The organism is Legionella parisiensis (genome assembly GCF_001467945.1).
In the GTDB taxonomy this organism is placed as follows: domain Bacteria; phylum Pseudomonadota; class Gammaproteobacteria; order Legionellales; family Legionellaceae; genus Legionella; species Legionella parisiensis.
The window spans coordinates 765,467-786,630 of sequence record NZ_LNYQ01000012.1 but is presented as its reverse complement, the minus strand read 5'-3'; the positions used below and the strand labels follow the sequence as shown (position 1 = coordinate 786,630).

Below are 21,164 nucleotides of genomic sequence, written 5' to 3'. Positions count from 1 at the left end.
TTGACATATTAAGAGAACTTATTCCCCTTGTCCGCTCATCAAATTACCCCAAAATTCTTCGCTTTCATGAAATAGTGGCTCGCTCCCTTCGAGAACGCGATTGCATTCAAGTTGCAGCGGACGCCTCTTCTCAAATAAAAAATTTGAGTAATACATTATTTGATACCCACAAAGGCATTTCTTCACGAGTCAAAGTTGCACAAAAGCCTTCGCTCTCTGTAGAAGAGAAAGAAGATCCCGCAGTAGATATTACTTTGTCACAATCAGCAACAGCTGCTACGGCAGATGTTACTGCGCTTCCAAAGATAAAAACGAATACAACAAAAAAATCAAACACTGGGGTTGTTCACGCATTGGAGCTCGAACTGAAGAAATTAAGTTCTCAATTTGCAAAACTTACTGCAGCTCCCAAAGAAGAACAAGCTATGAAAATAGAACAGCTGCTATCTAAAACATATTCCATAAGCTTAATATATGAACATCAAATTAAATTGGAGGATCTACAGCAGTTGCAAAAAATACGTCGAGGACTACACACGCTTGGTGCTAATTTATTACCCACCTTACTCTTTACTAAGCAATTTGAATTAGCGTCCTTATTAACTTCTTTTCACCACCTGTTACGTGACGAAAAATACCTGAGTGTAGCCTTGCAAACACGAAATTCGGAGTTGTTGGATTTTATTTTGGAATATGGTGATGTTGATGCAGGTAATCAGCCTGTCACCGTACGCAAAACACCTTATCCATCTGCAGTGCATGCGTGTTTTTACGAACATAGTGATTCAAACTCTATGACTGAATGCCTTTCTATACTCATCAAACATGGAGCCTCTCTTTTTGCACCCGATAATAAAAATAATGATCTACCGATTGCTTACTCCATACTCACCGGCGATACGCATCCACTGTTTAAAGCATTATTAATGAATCGTTACAAAACGATTGACTCCGTTGATTTTTTAAAAAATCTGATTATTTTACTACACGCTTACCTGGAACGAAATGATCTCGACTCAGCAGAATTGAGTTCTATAGAACTAGAAATAAAAAGCTTTGAAGTACAATTGGAAGCTCTGCAAAATCCACTGTGGAGTGAGCCAAGTTCACGCTATTTAATGAAAAGTGCTAATCACCTTGAGGAAAAATATTTCGGCTCTCTGATCAGTAGATTGAAGAAAGAGCCGGAGATCATCGCCATCAACCAAGAACTATATAAAGCGACCTCTGCACTCACTTCCAAACTTACCCGAACCCAACTTCGACAGGGAAGTATTATTGCAAATAATGAAATCGGAAATATGGATAAGCTATTAGAAGGACTTGATCTGAGCAATCTTGATTTTGATTTCATAAAAGATGCTGTTCTCAAAAAGTTAAACAACAACTTACGAATAATCGAGAAAAATCGCAACTCATTGATGTCCAGAAAGAGATCACTCGCTACCAAATTTATAGTCGAAAAGGAGGTCGAAAATATCGAGAGCATCTCAAAGAACAAGACACTCTGCTACAAGAGATAAAGGAATTGGAAAATAAAAGCCCTCTAACTGAAGATCAGGAACATTCTCTGAACACACTTACAACCATTACTGAAAGTCTGGAATCCTTAAAGGGAATGAGTAGTTTATTAAGTCAATTTTCCAGCTTATTTTCATCGATGGTGAAGGAGCTCAAAACCGCTACACCTGCAAAAGATGCTGAGGAGACTGAAGATGCAGACTTAACAGCAGAGTTGGAAGACCAATGCGATTCTCTAAGCGATAAATTTGAATTGTACTAGTAAGAAATTAAGTTGATGCATTGGATGTAGCCCGGGTGAAGCAAGGCGGATCCCGGTTGACAATCACCCGATCTGAGACAGCTTGCTGTCCTTATTCCAAACTGCTTCTGTCTTCAATTATTAAGGTAATGCAAAATGCCAATTCATTGCTTTGGATAAACCTTCGAGCATGATTTCACCGCGGATGCTGTTACCTTTAGCATTCACTCTTGGGCTTAATACCACAACTCCTGCTTTGCCAGGAACAACAGCAATCGTGTAACCAGAAACACCACTTTTTGCAGGCATGCCGGTTTTTACCATGTGCGTACCCGTTTCATCATAAAGGCCACAGGTTGCCATAATCGCTAAAGTAATTTTACAGGTATCGGTAGAAATGATTTGGTTCCCACTTTCTGGATCTTGTCCTGCATTAGCTAATAAAGTAGGCAGGAATAGCATTTGTTCTAGTGTCGCTTCATAGGAACAAAGCGCAAAATACAAATCCAATGTTTCATGAACATCCGTTCCAAGATTGTTTCTACTTTTTAATAAATAGGCAAGAGCGCGATTACGATTTCCGGTTCTTTTTTCAGAAGTAAAAACCAGTGGGTTAATGCTGAGACGTTGATTAAATAATTTTTGAGTCCAATGTTCTAGCCAGCCAAATTGTTGTTCCCCATTGCCTGGAATATGGGAGCATAAGGTAATAGCACCAGCATTCAGCATGGGATTTGAAGGCTTAGGGCCAAATTGTTCCAAACGAGTAATCGACGCAAAATCATCCCCAGAAGGCTCAACCTTAACCCATTCAAATACTTGTTCCGCACCAAATGCTTCGAGCAATCCAATCAAAGGAATCATTTTAGCTGTACTTTGCAGTGTTACAGGATTCAATGGGTTGTTGCTATAAGAAAGAGGTTGCTCGCCTAATGGTTGGACTGCAATCGCTGTCAATTCCGGGTTCACATTGGCAAGCTCTGGAATATAATCAGCGGTTTTACCCTCTTGGTTCAACTCCGCGGTACGAACCAAATTCTCGAGCAAAGGGATTGTAAGCAATGATGACATAAGATCCTTAGACTGAAAAAAGCAGCCATTATGATAAATTTAGCACATTAAAACAAATAAATTCGCAGAAAGGATTTATTAAAAACTTAACGAAGATGCTGAGGCATTTAAGGTAATTTCCCCGCCCAACGGTAATACACAGCTTTTCTCACCGTGACTGTAGGGAAAAAATTTAATGCATGGAACTTTAATACGAGTCGACCATTCAGTAATCACTTCATCAATTGTCCCTTCCTCAGGATCTTTTGAAATGCATTGTTCAAATGTTCCGAAAACAATTCCTGCAACTTCAGCAAATACAGAGGCTAATTCTAAATGAGAGAGCATTCTATCTACATTAAAAGGTTCAGTTGCCACATCCTCTAATAACAGTATTTTTCCTCTGAAATCAGGTTGATATGGTGTTCCTATTAATGAAGTAATCAATGATAAATTCCCACCAATAAGGCTTCCCTGGACGATACCTGGATTAACGCACTCACCTGCAACAATACAATAAGGTTCATTCATCAAACAGGCTAACAATGTTTCTTTGATTAAAGGGGTAAGTGATTTGGTTAATGTAAATCCAGTATAGGAAATTAATCCTGTTTTTTTTAGAAGACCTAACTGCAACGCTGTAGTGTCGCTAAAACCAATCAGGGCTTTAGGGTTTTGAGCAATTATCTCATAGTCAAGTAAGGGCAAAAGCCGTTGCGATCCTTGACCACCACGACTGCAAATAATGGCTTTAATTTTAGGGTCTGCAAAAAAACTCATAATGTCTTTTGCACGATCGGCATCACTACCTGCTAAAAAACGTGCCTCGTCCTGATAATGAGAGCCAAACTTTAATTTAAATCCCTTCTCCTCTAGAAAGTGGACGCTTAAATCAATGGATTTTGATCGTAAAGGACTGGAAGGTGAAATGATCCCTAAAACATCGCCTTTCTGTAACGCTCTAGGTCTTATATTGTTCATGGATTCTGCACTCATTATTTGAAATACTCTAATTTTTATTCAACGTGAGACAGATGTAAAACATATTATAATTTTGTCAAATACACTATACTTATGGCTCAAATAATGGAATTTCACTCCACTATACTCGTGTGACATTATGGATAATAATCATATAATTGTGATCAACTCAGGCTCTTCAAGTATTAAATTCTCTGTATACGAATTGAACGCCTCTTTACCCAAGCTGCTGTATGGTATTGTTGAAAACATTCACGACTCCCCTGTTCTGAAATTGTACGATGAAAATGATATCTTAGTACGAGAAAATCATTTTGAAAAAGATCGCGAGTACCGCTACTTTTATGAATTATTATTCTCCGCCATAAAAACCATTCAATTTGGTTTTCAAATCAGTGCCGTAGGACATAGAGTAGTGCATGGTGGCAATGAATTTCATAACCCGGTCTTTATTTCCTCTGACATCATGAAAAAATTAGAGCAGCTTATTCCTTTTGCTCCGCTGCATCAGCCATACAGCCTTGAAGCAATTGAGAGTATCAGTAAACTCGATCCTGAATTACAGCAAATCGCTTGTTTTGATACCGCATTTCATAACACTCATCCTTATATAGCTGATCTCTTTGGTCTTCCAAGAAGGTTTTTTGAAGCCGGAGTTAGACGCTATGGTTTTCATGGACTTTCCTATGAATTTATCATGCATCGATTGAATAGTATTAATCCACAAAAGTACATGGCTCGGGTTGTTATTGCCCATCTAGGTAATGGAGCCAGTATGTGTGCTGTCAAGCAAGGAAAATCAATAGACAGTACCATGGGATTTACTACCTTGGATGGTTTGGTGATGGGAACTCGTTGTGGGAACATCGATCCCGGCGTTATTCTTTATCTTCTGCAATCTGAAAAAATGTCTCCAGATGAAATTCAAAATTTACTTTACAAAGAATCCGGCTTATTAGGTATCTCCGGCATTACTTTCAATATGCAAGAGCTGCGGGCCAACAAGAGTGCCCATGCTAAAGAAGCAATTGATTTATTTGTTTACCGTATCCGTAGAGAACTCGGAGCGCTTACTGCCGCCCTTGGCGGGCTGGATGTATTGGTCTTCACTGGTGGTATTGGAGAAAATTCCTGGCAAATTCGCGAAGCGGTTTGTCAAGATAGTGAATGGCTTGGTATCGAAATCGATACGACTTTAAACAAGACCAATCAGTTAATAATTAACGCCCCCAAAAGTTATGTCGACATTTATACGATCCCGACCGATGAAGAATGGGTCATTGCCAATCATTGTTATCGTCTTATTAAAAATAAGGAATTATGATATGGACAGTACATTGCTTTCAGGAAAAAAGGCTTTAGTGGTGGGCATTGCCAATGAAAGTTCGATTGCCTTTGGTTGTGCCCGTGCATTAAAAATGGCTGGCGCTGATCTGGCAATAACGTATTTAAATGCGAAGGCCAAGCCATTTGTAGATAAAGTTGCGAACTCGCTCCAACCTTCCATTTATCGTCAGTGTGATGTGACCCAAGAGCATGATTTGGATAATTTATTTTTGGAAATTGACAAAAAATGGGGACAAATTGACATCGTGGTTCACTCGATTGCTTTTGCTCCCAAACATGACTTGCAAAATCCTGTGCATGAATGCTCCAAAGAGGGGTTCCTTATGGCCATGGATATTTCCTGTCATTCGTTTATCCGTATGGCGAATCTGGCAAAACCGCTGATGAAACATGGAGGCTCATTATTTGCCATGTCATTCTATGGCGCAGAAAAAGTCGTCGATAATTATAATCTCATGGGACCAGTTAAAGCTGCATTGGAAGCTTCTGTTCGTTATATGGCAGTAGAGCTGGGGCCACAACAAATTCGCGTCATCGCGCTTTCTCCTGGTCCTCTAAAAACACGCGCAGCCTCAGGCTTGGGGAAGTTTGATAAGCTACTTCAGCTTGCACAAGAAAAATCTCCCTTAAGATCATTGGTTGAAATCGATGATGTAGGAGCAATGGTCGTTTTTCTTGCGAGCCAATATGCTAAAAATATAACTGGCGATGTCATTTATATCGATAGTGGATACCATATTATTGATTAGAGTCCATTGACACTTTATCATCTGGTCCGAATGGTACAATTTAATATGCTCCGATGTTCACACACTTTATGTATGTATTATTGTTGGGAGTCTAAGTCACACCGTCGATTCCATACCCAGGCCTCCTCAATCACACCAGGATGCGATAAAATAAGTAAAATCATTGGTACTAAAAAGTAAATAATGGAAGACCGTAATGAATATCAAGCAAAAAATTACTTGCCCTATTTGCAACAAAAAAAATACCTGGCGCTCCGATAACCAGTTCAAGCCTTTTTGCTCTCATCGATGTAAACTCATTGATTTAGGTGAGTGGGCTAGCGAGGATAGGAAAATTCCTGGAAATCCGCTTGATCCAGACCTCAAAATTGCTGTTCATGGCCAAGATGAGTAATTCTCCATCCTTATGAATAAAATACTGTCATCCTCCACGGGGATGACAGTACGTATAGATTAGTCTAGTTAACCCGCATGACCTTCATACTCCTCAACGTCTTTTTGTAGAGGATAAATTCTTACTTTAATAATTTTTGAGGGGCTAACTTTTTCAATTTTGGCATGAAACTCTGGGAATTCAATGTATTCTCCTTCCTTAGGTAAGTAGCCCAAGCGATGGATAAATAATCCATTTAAAATATCAATCTCATCGTCTATATCGATATTCTGGTTCAACGCTTGTTCTAAAAAATAGATGGAGCAATTGCCTGAAGCAGATATGCTCCCATCATCATTTAATACCCAATCCACCTTGGTACGATGAAATTCATCTTTAATTCGACCAATCATTACCTGCAGTAAATTATCGAGTGTAACATATCCCAAAATCGTACCTTTACCGCTGTAAACGAGCGCAAAATGAGACATTCCTTCACGGAATTTATGTAGTAAATCGAGTGCGGGCACGCGACGTGATACTTTGAGAACCGGCCTGAGCAGTGATTGCAATTCTTTGATTTCCCCGTGCTGATAAAAGATAGGGAGGAGATCTTTGACATGAATAATCCCTATAACATCTTTTTTATCTGGATCGTAAACTGGATAACGAGTGTAGCGATGTTCCATGATGATCGCGATTATTTCCTGGATAGGTTTGCTTATGTTGAGCATGACCATTTCTTCGTTAGATCGCATCACTTCAGTTACTTTCAGATCCGCTAAATCCAGAGTGTGCTCAATGATTTCGACCTCCTCTTCAGTAAGTTCACCATGAAGATGGCTTGCTCCTAAAAGCAATTTTATTTCATCGGTCGAATGAAAATACTCACTCTGATGCACTTCATCTAATTTAAAAACCCTTAAAAGAAAATTAGAACAGGTATTGAGTAGCCATATTGCAGGATACATAAGCCAATAAAAACCATATAGAGGTAGGGCAGTCCACACAGAGACTTTTTCTGACTGACGAACTGCAAGGGATTTTGGCATTAACTCCCCAACGACAATATGAAGAAAAGAAATAAATGAGAAGGCGACAAAAAAAGCAATGACCGTGATTAATTGTGGTGAGCTTACACCAATTAAAATCAGAAATGGCCTCACCAAATCAGCAAAAGCTGGTTCTCCTATCCAACCCAATCCAAGTGAGGCAATCGTGATACCAAGCTGGCATGCAGATAAATATGCATCAAGATGTTTATGTACGTGAACTAAAATTCTTCCGCGTAAACCATATATATCTTTGATTGCTGCAACACGAGTGGACCGTAACTTTACCATCCCAAATTCAGCTGCCACGAAAAATGCATTAAGTAAAACCAATAGAAACGCTAATACAACCTGTAAAAAATTGATCACCAGGAATTTCCTTATCTCGAAACTCAATAGTTAGTGAGATTTATTTTTTTCAAGAGCCTCTCTCCAAGCTTGCTCCTCAGACATAGTTTCAAAAATCTCTTTATCTGTTTTCTCTATGTCGTGCCCTACTATTTTCTTCTCATGCTTAGAGTCTGTCAAATTACTAAGTTTCTTTTGATTTTTAATTTTATTCAAACGCTCCACTGCGTGTGGTTGAGGGTTTTGATAGATTTTCATATAAGTCCTTTTTTTTCTAATAACCATAAGCATAAGTATAGTTCTTTCAGGTGATAATCGACTATTTTTTCCGCAAATAACACGCATTTGCATATAATTTTATGCTTTTAAGTGCCATAAATAGAACTGGGGAACGAATGGAGCAGACTGGAACGAGTCTGCCTTATTGCTTATTGGAACTGCTTTATCCTAACTAATTCGTTCTTGGGGATCGACCATTGTATGATGCAACCCGCGCGCCCCACTCCAATAGATTTTTATTGCAATCATCTTTATCTAAAATTACCTCTATAAAACACAAAGCATCTGTTTTTTTGGCTTCTTTAATTGCATCAAGAAGTGCTTGATGGGTAGGCGCTCTAAAAGCCCGTGCGTTCGCTTGCTCTCCATTAAAAACATCGACTAAATCAGCATAACGCCAATTATTAATCACATTATATGGACCATCATGAATTTGTACCTCAATGGTATAAGAAGAATTATTCATTAAAAAAATAATTGGCTTAAATCCATAACGAACAAGTGTAGAAAGCTCCTGGGCACTCATTTGAAAAGAACCATCACCGATCAAAGCAATTACCCGTTTTTTATTGTGAAGCGCTGCTTGCATCCCTAGAAGTGCTCCTACAGACCATCCAATCGAGCCATATTGCATTTGAATTTCAAAGGGGCATTTTTCAGGTAAACTAAGCCGCATGCCATTAAACCATGAGTCTCCAGTTTCCACCAAAACCCCATGATCATGACTTAGAAGCTTCTGAATTTGACCAATTAGGAATCGAGTGGTGAGTGGCGAATTCAGATCATCAGGCTCATTATATAAAGGTGCAGAACCTGCAATCCGTTTATAGGCTTTGACTGAGGCATCATTAAATTTTAATTTGTCCTTTAATCCTTGCAAAAACTCATTCATGTACACATCGGTATATACTTTACCGGCGATAGAGACACTCCCATCTGCAATAACAATGAGCTTCTTAGGCTGGATATTACACACATGCCCTACGGTCGTATAATCGTTAAAATTAGGATCTATAAAGAAATACAGGTCGCTTGATTCTACTATTTCCCCGCATCCCGGAGAGCTAACTGGCCCCCAATAAATACCAATGTAATTAGGATGTTGTTCTGAAACAAATCCCTTAGCATCAGGCATTGCTGCTAAGGCATAACCACAAGACTGACTTAAGGTTTCAATCATCGCGCTTGCTTCGCAGGCGCGTGATTTACTGCCCGCAACCAGTACAGGCTTAACAGCGGCATTGAGCTTCTCCGCGGCTTCTTCAATCGCCGCAGTAAGAGATGAGGTATCGCTCAAGCGTTTGACATTAAGCGCACGTTGCGTAGGAGGTGAAACAGAAAGTCCCGCAATATTGCATGCAATTTCTATATAAACAGGTTTCTTCTTTTCCAAGGCAATTGCTATAGCGGTATCAATTTGCATGGGAGCATCACTTGGCCTATGAATAAACACACTATGCGCCGTAATTTTCGCAAATATTTCGCGAACATAGCTGTAATTTTCTGTTGCCAAAGTATGATGTAAAATTTCTGCATCCTGCACGGAGTTTGTATTAGGACCGCCTGAGATGACGATTACAGGTAAATTCTCGGCATAAGCTCCTGCTACCGCATTGACTGCACTTAAGCCACCAACACTAAAGGTGACAACCAGGGCAGAAACGCCTTTTATTCGCGCATAACCATCTGCTGCATAACCTGCATTCAGCTCATTACAGCAATTGATCATTTTCAGCGACGTATTTTTTAATAACTCGTCCAATAAGCCCAGATTATAGTCCCCAGGAATTGCGAAGTAATCATTCATTCCTAATTCTTGGAGACGTTGTGCGAGATAAGTACCTACAGTAGCCATAAGGAATCCTTTCTTTGAAATGCTGAGAGCGTTTAAATTTATTATGGCAGTGGGTCATCCTTTCTTCAAGAAATTCTGTGCCCTTTTATTGAGCACAACAGGCGAATAGAAAATTTATGCTGCAGTTACTTTTTTAAATGCTCAACAAAATAGTCCCAAATTCTACGCCAAACATATGCATTCACAAAATATAGAGAATGGTTCTCATTGGGAACTAATAGCATATCAAAATTTTTATCTGCCTTGATCAAAGCATCAATCAATTGCAACATATTGGATGGATGGACATTATCATCTAAATCGCCATGAATCAGAAATAGTTTCCCTTTAAGCTGAGCAGCTAAAGGATAGTTTGATTGCAAGGTATAATCTACATCGTTGGGTAAACCATGATACCGTTCGCCCCAAAAGGCCAAATAGCTTCGTAGATCTTGCAATCCGGAAACACAGACTCCTACCTGATAGAACTCAGAATAATCGAACAAAGCGCGAGTTGCAGCATACCCACCAGCCGACTGGCCGATTATACCGACTCGCTTTATATCCATGTAGGAATACTGCTTTGCCAGACTTTTAATCACTGCAACATGATCTTCCAATCCACCAGCAGTTTCTAAATGCTGGTAGGAGTATTCATGGAATTTTCTAGAGCGCAAAGGGGTACCACGCCCATCCATGTTAATGACGATGAAACCTAATTCAGCTAAACTTTGCGGCCACCAACAACCATAAAAGTATTCAGGAGGATCATAACAATAGGTTTTAGTCACACGAGTCAATTGTGGCCCTGGATAAACGTCATCAATTATTGGATATTTTTTCTTTGGATCAAAATCTGTAGGAAAATACATGACACCATAAATGTCTGTTTCCCCATCGGCACCCTTGAGACAAAACGAGTTTGGTTGTTTATATCCTAAAGCATGGAGCAGAGAAAAATCTGCTTCTTCCAATAGGTCAATTTCGTTCCCATTTTTATCATATATTTTGGTGATTGGAATGGAATCCATGGAAGAGCAATAATCAACAAAATAGTCCCAAGAGGGTGAGAAAACAATGGAGTGATCTGCGATTTCAGGAGTTAACAATTGCACCTCTTTACCATCCAATCGCGCACGATATAAATAGCGAAAGTAAGGATCAACATTCGCTTCTTTGCCATTCCCTAAAAAATATATCCAGCGTTTTTTCGTATCAACATGAACTACTTTGCGAACCATCCATTCGCCTTGAGTGATGGGATTTTTTACTTGCCCGGTGTGTAAATCATATAAATAAAGGTGAGCCCATCCGTTATGATTGGATAACCAAATAAACTCATTCGTCTTTTCAAGTACTTGCGTGTAATTCTGCCACAAAATTAATTGACTGGGCTCAACATATCCTGAAGACTTTTCAGTTAGAATGATTCGATGCTCTTCTGTCGTAATATCCAACTCACATAAAGAGAGTTGATGATTACCCCGTTCTTCTTTTAAAAAAAAGACTTTTTTACTGTCTTCACTCCACCAAACATAACCTGCTTCAATTGGTGAGCCGACTAATGCCGGCATCAAAGGGGGCATATCAACTATACGTAGATTTTTTTCTGCGACGTCAATCAAACATAATCGAAGTTCTGGAATGGCACCATCACTTAAAAAAGGAATATGCGCTTCATAAATCTGGGGGCGAAATGAACCATCCTCAGGAACATATTGCAGCAGTGGTAATTTCTTCACATGCTGTTGATTGCATTGAAAGGTAACAATTTTTTTTGAGTCGGGAGACCAAATAGCCATAGGCGGTAATACGGTCTGCATCCTACGCAGCGTAATCGAGGTTAAATTAGTATCAGGAGAAGCAGCATATGCATTGGTAGCTGTGCCATCTACAGTAAGTTGATACTCTTTATTTTCATCAAATGAAAAAAGAAATAAGTTATAGTCCTTAATATATATATCCCAACACTCATCCAGTGAGCGAATTCTTGGCGCAATAGGAGTAGGTAAAAGCCCCCAAAGTTCCATGATCGTGGGGCATCGGGACATTGCAGCAGGTTTTTTTATCTCCGGAATAAGCGAAAGCACCTGAGTTGTCCGATCGTATTGAAAAATAAATTGCTCAATATGTAATTGCAAAATGTGTTCGTCAACAAAATCAATGTTATTGATTGGCAAGTTAAAAGCCGTGATTTCCCTATTTAATTTTTCTGCAAGCTTGCGTGCCAGCAATGAATGGTCAAAAGCAGGTTCCTTCTTCTTGTTTTGCAGATTAAAAACAAGATATTCAAAGCCTTGAATCGTGTCACGTCGATAACAAATACGCTGTTCGTCAGCTGACCACGTAATTGAAGGCTGAACGTTTTTTAGTAAAGCAACAACGTTTTGCGGAAGAAATTTTTTTGCCTTCTGATAACGTTTTTCTTTCTCTTTTTCCATAATCATGCCCATTACTTTTGACTTTGTTGCATTTTGGTAATCATGTCATTTAAATCACTGTATACCCAAGCTTCCGCGATTTGCTGATTATGATCCAAGCGGAAAATAGTAATACCACTATAGAATACAGAGATACCTGTTGCAGGAATTCCTGAAAATTCATTACGATGAGTTCCATGTCCATGCCAGCGCGTCACCACTTTGTCTCCACTAACGAACAGATCATCAATAGAGTGTGTTAGATCTGGGAAAGCGCGATACCATTGCAGTAATGCTTCTTTAAAATCCTGTAAATTTGCTGCTTGATCATAGCTGAAGTGAATTGATGTCTTTGGTGAAAAGAGCTCATCTGCTAAAGCAGCATTTTGCTGATTCCACATCTCATCAAAAACCCTTCTCACTGTCTTTTCTATTGCATTAGTCATCTTCACTCACTCCTTGCTTCATAGAGAAATTTCATTTATTAAGCAGCAGGATTCTCCGGAGTATTCCCTAATTGCTGGGCCTTATTTTTATATGTTTTAACCTCTTCGATTTGATCAAACAAACCTTCATGCTTTTTTACTACGGCTGAATACAATCGGGAATTAAGGAGTGCAGCGATATCAAAATCGGTGAGTCGTTCCCTTGCTTTTTTATTTTCTAATGCAGCAATTAATTTTTCTGCAGCCTTTATTTTATCTTCGACACTGAATCCAAATTTTAAGATAATGAGTTTCGTTTTATATTGCGCTGATTTTTCATTGACATGCATCCATTTTGGCAGGCCCCATTCTGCTCGTCGGGTCTGGCAATATTTTTTCAGATCGTCGATAAAATGATTTATTGTGTCATTATTGCCTGGTAAAAAAAACTCTTTCTGAGTAGCTTTTTCATGAGTTATTTCTTTTTCAGGAGAGGGATTCTTAAAAAGATCCAAAAACTCTTTTAAATTATTTTTTTCAGCAAACTCGTGTGCAGATTGCTCTTGAGATTCATCTTCTTGTTCAGGATTGGCACCATATGCAAGCAATAACCGTGCAACCTCAAGCCTGTTATTCTGGACGGCTAAAAGAAGGGGATTATTGTCTTCTGAAAACATGCCATTGGGATTTAAACCATGATCAAGCATCGCTCTAAGGCTATCAATCCAATCATTTTTTACCGCTGGATCCATAATTAGATTTTTTCCGGATAAGGGCTTGGCAAACTTCGCCCCATGCGTCAGCATTAATTTTACCAAGTTGTAATCATTGAGTTCTATTGCATCTTCAAAGGCAGTTTGGGTAACAACTTGAGAAAATACTTGAGGTCGAAAATTTGGATCAGCACCGTTTTTTAACAACATTTCAACTATATCAAAGTTCTTTTTTGCTATTGCCACACGCAGGGGAGTACTCACAAAATTATAAACGGTATCAACTGCCGCTCCACATTTAAGTAATTCCTGAACGGACTCCTTATCGTTATTTATAATGGCAATAAGCAAAGGAGTAAACTTATCAGCAGTTGGCTTATTGACATCTGCCCCTTGAGATATCAAGCGCGGAATAAGCTCGGATTTATTGCCACGAATAACCGCATTCAACAAAGTTCCTCCTCGCGAATCCTCCCATTTGGTTTTTGTTCGCATATCCTGCTCAGATAATTTCTGTACTTCCTGCATCCATTCAGTGAGAGCATATTGCAATGGTTCATTTCCTGACATCAAAAAAACGTGCGTGTTAATTGCCGCAGTTCCATTTGTAGAACAAGCCCCCTCTACCAATAAAGCGCGGGCCATGGCATCATCTTCTGAATATTCCTGGGCTGGCGGCGTATTTGCATCAATAAGAATCCACTTATCTTGTTTCGGGTCAAAGGAAATAGTAATCGCATGGCGCTGCCCATGCCCAGTTAGAGCTAAGCCTATAGGCTCAGTTGGCTTGGGAATAAGCGCATTAATCTTTTTTCTCAAAAGCGTTAAATATTCTGAGGTCATTTCTTCGTATTGATAAATTCCAGATAAAACTGGTGACAGCGCAACAATTCTTCCTTCATCCTCGATTTTTTGAGGAAGCGTTAATTTCATGAAGCTACCTTGCTCAAGGATTTCATTACTGCCAAATAAATGTGGATAAAGATGGCGTTGTTGCGTCAGTTCGATACCATCAAAAAAAGCAAGTACATCAACCAGGAGATTATTCCCTTTCAAATAATCTTCCAGTATCTTCTTTAGTGCCTCTTTGGTTTCTTTTTCCTCAGCTGGTGGATTGGCTAATTGAATCGCTGTTTTTTCAAAATCATCAAATGGGATATCTAATAAAAAATTGATTCTTCGTTTAAAAACATCTAATTCATTTAGCAAAATTGCCTGCATTCCCATATATGCAAATCCATTACAGATTCCCTCCTCACTGGAGATATAGCCTAATGCTTTCATTAATAAAATTAGTTGACCATGTTGGCTGGGACTGGTATTAACTTTTTCTTTCATTTTCAAAACTCGGGAAATAGTTAATTTTTATAATTATAGACCACGTTGTTCATTTTTATGGCGCAACGGGAGATCGACTTAAAGCAGTCGCAGCAAGGACTCCTACAGCGGCGATGCCAATTGCCACCGCAGGTTTAAAAAAACTAAATTGATTTGTTTTTCCTTCTATATTATTTGGTTTAGGCTCTTGGAGCATGGTAGGTCCCTGTGGCGGGCTTGCATTCACAATCATTCCTTCACGTGCTTTAATTTTTACCTCAGAAAATGGAATGTTACCCTTCTCAGCCTTCATGATGTAATCACCAGGCGGGACATTGAGAAAAGCAACGCCACCATCCAAAGAAGTCGCCTTTAATGTTTTGATAAAAGGATTGGTTTTATGAATAAATGGAAAAATGCCAAAATAAAAGGTTTTTGCATCTACTTTAGGAGACAATGACACGGTAACACCTTCTACACCTTGGGGTATATCATCCATAGTGGTGTTAGGCGGGGTAATCGTTGCCGCAATCTGGCAGGCTTTAGGATCTTCTGTTTCGCCCATTGCAAAAGAAAGAAATTGATACGCCACATTCGAGGGGACTTGGAATGAAATATTTTTTAGGAAGTTTTCATCATGTATTCCCTCGGGAGGAACAATCAGGGTTGCTGTTTGGACCGTCTTATACCCGCTCCAAAAAGATCCTGGTTTCTCAAAAACCAAAGTAATAGGCTCCCCAACTGGCCACTCAAATGGTCCGAATTTCCCAGAAGAGTCCGTCTTAAATTTTAGATTATTATTTTCAAGTACCGTAATCGTTGCATCTGCAATGGGCTGACCGGATATAAATGAACGAGCAAATCCAGATACCAATGCTGTAGTCATAATAAATTCCTTTTAAAATCAAGTAGAAGACAAAGCAATATCAGGTTAATTCTCTTGCGAAAATAACGCAATCTAATACAGAACAAAGTAGGTGGAATTCGTCTTTTTAAACCTCTATTTCACTGCGCCGCCCAAAGTGATGAGTAATATAGGAGCTTAGCTTAGGTAAAATCAATTCTGGTTTTAATTCTTTAAAAAGTTCCAAAGCATCCTCCTTAAATTCAGCGTCGGGGGTTCGCTCATATAAATCATTCTTAAAGTCGCAAAGATGAACAGCAACATGATTAACCCCATCTTCAAAAGTAGACCAATCATGTTTATTTATCCAAGGAGAAAAAATAGTAAATGAAGGCTTATTTAAGGCCTTGGCTATATGCATCGCCCCTCCTTCATTACCCATGATGGCATCACATTGATTCATGATTAAAATAAACGTTCTTAAGTCATAATTTGATAATTCAAAGAATATACTTTTTTGAGCATCCTCATTGCATAATTCGTAGATTTTTTTGGCCATCCCTTTTTGGTGAGGTAAAAAATTAAATAAAATATTAACATCAGCCTCACTTATTATGTGATTCACCAATAGCGCCATGTACTCCAGCGGATAGGTTTTTAAAGAACAGCTCCCAACAATATTCAACATGAGGTTTTTCTTAGCCGGGATATGATGTTTTTTAAACAAAAATGCTGCGTGGAGTTTTTCTTCCGCAGAAAGATATATCTGTGGACGCCGGTCAGGTACTGTATTGTTTAAAAATGGTTGAATCAAAAGGAGTTTTAAATCAATTACTCGACCAGGTTGCGTCACTTTTACCGCTTCTCGGGAAAGATTATCGGTATACAGAAAAGTTCTATATTTTTTCTTATACGAGATACGCTTCTTTGCAGCACAAAGCCACACAATAAACCAGCTTTCCAGTTTGGTGTACGCATCAATCACAACATCATACCGTTCACTCCTGATTTGCAAAGCAAATTTTATAAAAGCACGTATACTTGCCCTATGTTCTGGATGAAGGGTAATAACTCGATTGATATTAGGATTTCCCTCAAGTACAGGCAAAGCCTCTTGATTCACTAGATAGTGAATCTCTGCGTTCGGTATTATTTTTTTTAAATTATTACAAATAATACTGCTTATCAAAACATCACCAATTTTTTTATGCTGCATGACCAATATTTTCATTCTTTCATCTTAATTAAAGCTAAAATCGATAAATGGTTCGGATAATTCATATTTTCCAGCGGCGGTGAACCCACCACCATTGTTCCGGATGTTCGAGGATTAATTGTTCCAATTTTTGGTTATATCGTAAGGTATTATTATATATTGCCTGCTCTTGATCTGTGTGAGGTTCCCATGACAAAGCAGGATAAAACTCAAGCACATGTTTACCATCAGCTTGGCGATAGCATGAAAGAGGGACCACTGGAACTTGATATTTACCTGCAAAAAGCGCTAAGCTTCGAAACGTTCCTGCCTTGGCATTAAAGAAATTTACAGCAATACCTTCTTTATTTTTAAGCTCAGCATGCTGATCCATTGTAAATAAAATCGTTTCTTTACTTTTTAGCGCCTTGATTATTTTTAGCGGGGCTCCAGTTTTATCAATTCGTTGCCCACCATAACGGAGATTACGTTTAAAAATAAATCGTTCAAGCCACTTTATCCGAATAGCCTTTCTAATTATCCAAATTGGACCTATTAAAGATTTTAATTGAGAAAATACCAGTGAAATAGTGAACTCCCAATTTCCTAAGTGCCCCATAAGAAGAAAACATCCTTGCCCTTGTTTTTTTGCCTCCAAAAGATGCTCAATCCCTTTAATTTCCACGCAATTATCAAAGCGTGCATACCAATCCATAAAGATTAACTCTTTTATTGTAGAGGCCACATGCGAATAGAACGCCCAAGCTAAATGCTTTTTCTCCTTTAAAGAAAGCTGGTTCTTAAAAACTCGGTCGATATTATCCAGTACAATTTTTCGACGTATCGGTAATAAATGGTAAAATAGAAACCCTGAAATACTGATGTGACACTTACTCCTCAACTAATTCTCCTACGAACATCACCACCGCTTATAAGACCAAAGCCACTGCTCAGGATATGCAAGAACCATGTCCTCCAGTCTCTTATTGTATTTTTTTGTATTTTCCAGATAGAATTCTTTTTTGTTTTCATAAACATCGTGTTGAATTTCTGGATGAAATTCAACGATATGCTGTCTTTTGGTCAATCGATAACAGCTTAAAGACAATACTGGGCTATTGAGTCTATAGGTTAAACACGCGACGCTTGTATAGGTGCTGCTTGATTGCCCTAAGAAATTGACCTTTAAGCTGGATTTACTGTGACAAGGCGGCCGCAAATCAAAAGGGAAAAGTACCGCATTCTTGTTCTTTAATACGGAGCGAATCTGACTCAGTGCATTTTCTTTACTAATTACCTTATAACCAGCTTTTTCAAAACGCCCCCAAAAAATAGAGTTTAAAAAGCCAAACCTCAGTGATTTACGAACACAATACACCTGATTAATTTCATCCTTAATTTTATCAAGAAGAAACAGTGGAGCAAACTCCCAACTGCCGAAATGTCCCGTTAGAATAAGAGCACCTTTCTCTTTTTGTAATGCATTATGTAAATGTTCAACACCAACAATTTTGACGCGCCGTTCCAAGTATTTTTTACTTAAGAAAGTCAATATAAAAATTTCTTTAATACAACGGAAAATATGTGAGTAATATGCAACAATAATACGTTTTCGCTCATCCGTGGAGAGGCTCTCCTGAAATACCCGTTCGATATTTTTTTGAGCGATACTGCGCTTGGCGGGCATTAGGAAATAAACAAACCATCCCACCCAAGTTACCGGAAGAAAATTAAAATCACGTTTTAACCCAAGCATATCCCTTCCTAATCTGTTTGCAGTAGGCTGTAAGCGAGTCTACATGCAGGTTTTTGGAAAGTAAAATAATATTTGGCTTTTAACATCCAGTTCAGTAATATCAGCGATCAAACGATCTATTGTAGTAATCATTATGGATACAAACCAGTCGCCAATCCGGGTTGCCATCGTTGCTGGAGAAGCTTCCGGAGACTTATTAGGTGCAGGATTGATGCGCGAGTTAAAAAAACTGCTGCCTAATATCGAATGGACAGGCATTGGCGGTCCTGAAATGATACGCGAAGGTTTTAATTCCATGATTGACATGCAACGTCTTTCGGTTATGGGGATAAGTGATACCCTGCTGCACTACCCTAAATTATTCCAAATCAGAAAAACACTCCATAAAGAATGGCAGGACAATCCTCCGGATGTGTTTATTGGAGTTGATTATCCTTATTTTAATTTATCATTGGAGTTACGCTTAAAAAAACTGGGTATTAAAACCGTACATTTGGTCAGTCCTAAAATCTGGGCCTGGAGGCAAAAAAGAGTCTTTTACATCAAGGAAGCTGTTGATTTAATTCTTACTTTATTTCCCTTTGAAGAGGCTCTATATCAGAAATACGCTGTACCAGTGCACTACATAGGACACCCGCTTGCGGATCAAATTGACTTACACATTGATGCCGAACCAATCAAAAAACAATTGGGTTTTTCGTCCCAAGATAAAATCATTAGTGTGCTGCCAGGAAGCAGAACAAGTGAAATAAAATATATGGGGCCTTTGTTTCTTGACGTGATGCACGAATTAAGCATCAAAATACCAGAACTGCAGTTTGTCGTACCAACAGCCAATAGCAACTTAAAAGCTCTTTTTTTTCAGCAAATGCAGAGTAAGGGTTATGACTTAAAACTCAAAATACTTGATGGGCAATCCCGTGAGGCAATGATTGCTTCAGATTTTGCATTGGTGAAATCAGGAACTGCCACCTTAGAAGCAATGCTATTGAAGCGCCCCATGGTGGTTGCCTTTAAATGGAGTGCGTTAAATCATGCGATTATCGCACCACAAGTTAAAATACCCTTTATCTCATTACCGAATATTTTGGCAAACGAGGAATTAATTCCTGAATTTATCCAATCAAAAGCATTAGCAAAACCCATTGCACAAAAAGTATTACAACTATTTGATGCCCAAAATACTGAAACTCTAAAAAATCAATTTGCAAGTATCCATCAAGGCTTAAGACAGAATGCAAATGAAAAAGCAGCTCTGGCTATTTATAAGCTTCTCAAGCCTTTCCAGGTTTAGTTCTTTTTTTTAAAAAGCAGGTTTGCCTATGCCAATCACGATCCGGTAGCGCAGGAAAACCACCCACTCGCGCACCGGGTTCAACATCCTGAACGGCTATAGAGCCCACTAAAATAGTAGCGCGCGCTCCAATGGTAAGATGACCACTTACCCCTGCTTTACCACCTAAAGAGGCAAACTCACCTATTTTGCTGCTGCCGGCAATGCCTACTTGTCCACAAAGAATAGCCCCCTTTCCTACTTTGACATTGTGACCAATCTGTACCAGATTATCTAAACGGCACCAATCACCAATTTCTGTATTACTCATGGAACCCCTATCAATACATGTATTGGCACCAATTTCCACATTACTCCCGATAACAACTCCGCCAGCCTGAGGTATTTTATAGTAAGCTTGCCCATCACCGGCAAAACCAAATCCATCTTGTCCGATACGAGCCCCCGGATAAATGAGTACTTTATTCCCCATCACCGTATGACTAATACTGACATTATTTTCAATGCAACAATCATCACCAATTACTACACCATCGCCAATAAAAGTATTAACCCCAATTTTACACCGAGCCCCTATGCGTACCTGTTCACCAATGTATGCACCATGAGCGATATAACATTCTTTGCCCAGTTGAGCACTTGGCGCAATAAAAGCTGTTGGTGCAATAAAGCCCTGAAAAGAATCCGAAGGATAGAAAACCTGTGCAATTAATGCATAAGCTTTATACGGATTATTATGAATCAATAAATGCATATGCTTAGGAGCATGGTGCACGAAATGAGGTGAAATAATGCATGCTCCAGCTTGCGAAGTTTTTAGGGCTTTTATATATTTTTTCTCATGCAGCATGGAGAGATTATCTGCTTGTGCATGAGAAAGCGGGGCAAGATCAGACACTGTACATGTTGCTCCATCACTATGATAAAGTGAGGCGCCAGAACACTCAGCTAAATATGCCAAACTAAAAGGGCCCTTGGGAGTAGAAAATCGAGCCGACACCATTTAAATACCTCTAGTTAATGGATTGATTTTAACGATACAACCCGCGAGTTGAACCTTTAAGAAATTGAACAATATGATGTACATCAATATTATCGCCAAACTCTGCCTGCACTTGGTTGATTGCATCTGCAACACCTAGTCCCTTTTGAAATAAAGTCTTATAGACACGCTTAATACAACTTTTTGCCTCTGAAGAATATCCTCTTCGACGCAGACGTTCTACATTAATCCCGTATAATTTTGCTGGATTTCCCGAAACTAAAGCATAAGGACAAACATCTTTCGTAATTAAACTAAGAGCACCTACCATAGACATGCGGCCTAATTTTATAAATTGATGCAAACCACAAAGAGCACCGACAGTGACCCAATCCTCAATTACAACATGTCCGCCTATGGCTACCGCATTTGAAATAATATTA

At 39.0% G+C, this 21,164-nt stretch carries 18 protein-coding genes and 2 pseudogenes; 6 read left to right on the top strand and 14 right to left on the bottom strand.

Features of this window, described 5'->3' with window-relative positions; translation table 11 throughout:
• Positions 1-1,523 (top strand): annotated as a pseudogene (locus tag Lpar_RS19020) (hypothetical protein); the annotation flags it as partial.
• Between the two features lie 5 nt (positions 1,524-1,528).
• Entirely contained in the window at positions 1,529-1,783 is a 255-nt protein-coding gene (locus Lpar_RS05945) for a hypothetical protein (RefSeq protein WP_058517052.1), read from the top strand.
• Between the two features lie 120 nt (positions 1,784-1,903).
• Here the strand turns inward: Lpar_RS05945 and glsA are convergent, their stop codons facing one another.
• Positions 1,904-2,833: a glutaminase A gene (gene glsA, locus Lpar_RS05940; RefSeq protein WP_058517051.1), complete on the bottom strand. Its 930-nt coding sequence runs from the start codon at positions 2,831-2,833 to the stop codon at positions 1,904-1,906.
• A gap of 78 nt (positions 2,834-2,911) precedes the next feature.
• Positions 2,912-3,793: a S66 peptidase family protein gene (locus Lpar_RS05935; protein WP_058517050.1), complete on the bottom strand. Its 882-nt coding sequence runs from the start codon at positions 3,791-3,793 to the stop codon at positions 2,912-2,914.
• 139 nt (positions 3,794-3,932) lie between these two features.
• Here Lpar_RS05935 and Lpar_RS05930 point away from each other — a divergent pair, with 139 nt between their 5' ends.
• The 3 genes from Lpar_RS05930 to Lpar_RS05920 all read left to right on the top strand — a co-directional run bounded on the left by Lpar_RS05930 (position 3,933) and on the right by Lpar_RS05920 (position 6,283).
• A complete protein-coding gene (locus Lpar_RS05930) occupies positions 3,933-5,117 on the top strand; it encodes an acetate/propionate family kinase (protein WP_058517049.1) in 1,185 nt (394 codons plus the stop codon).
• A 1-nt stretch (position 5,118) separates the two neighbouring features.
• Complete coding sequence (gene fabI / locus Lpar_RS05925) at positions 5,119-5,889, top strand: enoyl-ACP reductase FabI (RefSeq protein WP_058517048.1); 771 nt, start codon at positions 5,119-5,121, stop codon at positions 5,887-5,889.
• Positions 5,890-6,085: 196 nt separating this feature from the next.
• Positions 6,086-6,283, top strand: coding sequence for a DNA gyrase inhibitor YacG (locus tag Lpar_RS05920; RefSeq protein WP_058517047.1), 198 nt, complete (start codon positions 6,086-6,088; stop codon positions 6,281-6,283).
• A 68-nt stretch (positions 6,284-6,351) separates the two neighbouring features.
• Here the strand turns inward: Lpar_RS05920 and Lpar_RS05915 are convergent, their stop codons facing one another.
• The 10 genes from Lpar_RS05915 to Lpar_RS05870 form a co-directional block, all read right to left on the bottom strand.
• A complete protein-coding gene (locus Lpar_RS05915; protein WP_058517046.1) occupies positions 6,352-7,683 on the bottom strand; it encodes a hemolysin family protein in 1,332 nt (443 codons plus the stop codon).
• A gap of 30 nt (positions 7,684-7,713) precedes the next feature.
• Positions 7,714-7,920 carry a hypothetical protein gene (locus tag Lpar_RS05910; RefSeq protein ID WP_058517090.1) on the bottom strand — a complete coding sequence of 69 codons (207 nt, stop codon included), beginning with the start codon at positions 7,918-7,920 and terminating at the stop codon, positions 7,714-7,716.
• Between the two features lie 193 nt (positions 7,921-8,113).
• Positions 8,114-9,796, bottom strand: coding sequence for a thiamine pyrophosphate-binding protein (locus Lpar_RS05905; protein WP_058517045.1), 1,683 nt, complete (start codon positions 9,794-9,796; stop codon positions 8,114-8,116).
• A 125-nt stretch (positions 9,797-9,921) separates the two neighbouring features.
• Positions 9,922-12,216 (bottom strand): S9 family peptidase, encoded by a 2,295-nt coding sequence (locus Lpar_RS05900; protein WP_058517044.1) that lies wholly within the window; start codon positions 12,214-12,216, stop codon positions 9,922-9,924.
• Between the two features lie 11 nt (positions 12,217-12,227).
• Entirely contained in the window at positions 12,228-12,641 is a 414-nt protein-coding gene (locus tag Lpar_RS05895) for an ester cyclase (RefSeq protein WP_058517043.1), read from the bottom strand.
• Between the two features lie 38 nt (positions 12,642-12,679).
• Positions 12,680-14,671: an ankyrin repeat domain-containing protein gene (locus Lpar_RS05890; RefSeq protein WP_058517042.1), complete on the bottom strand. Its 1,992-nt coding sequence runs from the start codon at positions 14,669-14,671 to the stop codon at positions 12,680-12,682.
• A 55-nt stretch (positions 14,672-14,726) separates the two neighbouring features.
• Positions 14,727-15,536 carry a hypothetical protein gene (locus tag Lpar_RS05885; RefSeq protein WP_058517041.1) on the bottom strand — a complete coding sequence of 270 codons (810 nt, stop codon included), beginning with the start codon at positions 15,534-15,536 and terminating at the stop codon, positions 14,727-14,729.
• A 106-nt stretch (positions 15,537-15,642) separates the two neighbouring features.
• The gene (locus tag Lpar_RS05880; RefSeq protein ID WP_237759352.1) at positions 15,643-16,710 is read right to left on the bottom strand and encodes a glycosyltransferase family 9 protein; all 1,068 of its coding nucleotides are present in this window, start codon (positions 16,708-16,710) and stop codon (positions 15,643-15,645) included.
• A gap of 61 nt (positions 16,711-16,771) precedes the next feature.
• Positions 16,772-17,590 carry a lysophospholipid acyltransferase family protein gene (locus Lpar_RS05875; RefSeq protein WP_058517039.1) on the bottom strand — a complete coding sequence of 273 codons (819 nt, stop codon included), beginning with the start codon at positions 17,588-17,590 and terminating at the stop codon, positions 16,772-16,774.
• Positions 17,591-17,608: 18 nt separating this feature from the next.
• Positions 17,609-18,445: a lysophospholipid acyltransferase family protein gene (locus Lpar_RS05870; protein ID WP_058517038.1), complete on the bottom strand. Its 837-nt coding sequence runs from the start codon at positions 18,443-18,445 to the stop codon at positions 17,609-17,611.
• 133 nt (positions 18,446-18,578) lie between these two features.
• Between Lpar_RS05870 and lpxB the strand changes: the two genes are divergently transcribed.
• A complete protein-coding gene (lpxB, locus tag Lpar_RS05865; protein ID WP_058517037.1) occupies positions 18,579-19,739 on the top strand; it encodes a lipid-A-disaccharide synthase in 1,161 nt (386 codons plus the stop codon).
• On the opposite strand, the gene lpxD is transcribed toward lpxB, so the two are convergent.
• Together lpxD and Lpar_RS05855 are read right to left on the bottom strand one after the other, a co-directional pair.
• Entirely contained in the window at positions 19,720-20,742 is a 1,023-nt protein-coding gene (lpxD, locus tag Lpar_RS05860; protein ID WP_172465780.1) for a UDP-3-O-(3-hydroxymyristoyl)glucosamine N-acyltransferase, read from the bottom strand. The genes lpxB and lpxD overlap by 20 nt on opposite strands.
• A gap of 28 nt (positions 20,743-20,770) precedes the next feature.
• A pseudogene (locus Lpar_RS05855) lies at positions 20,771-21,164 on the bottom strand (acyl-ACP--UDP-N-acetylglucosamine O-acyltransferase); the annotation flags it as partial.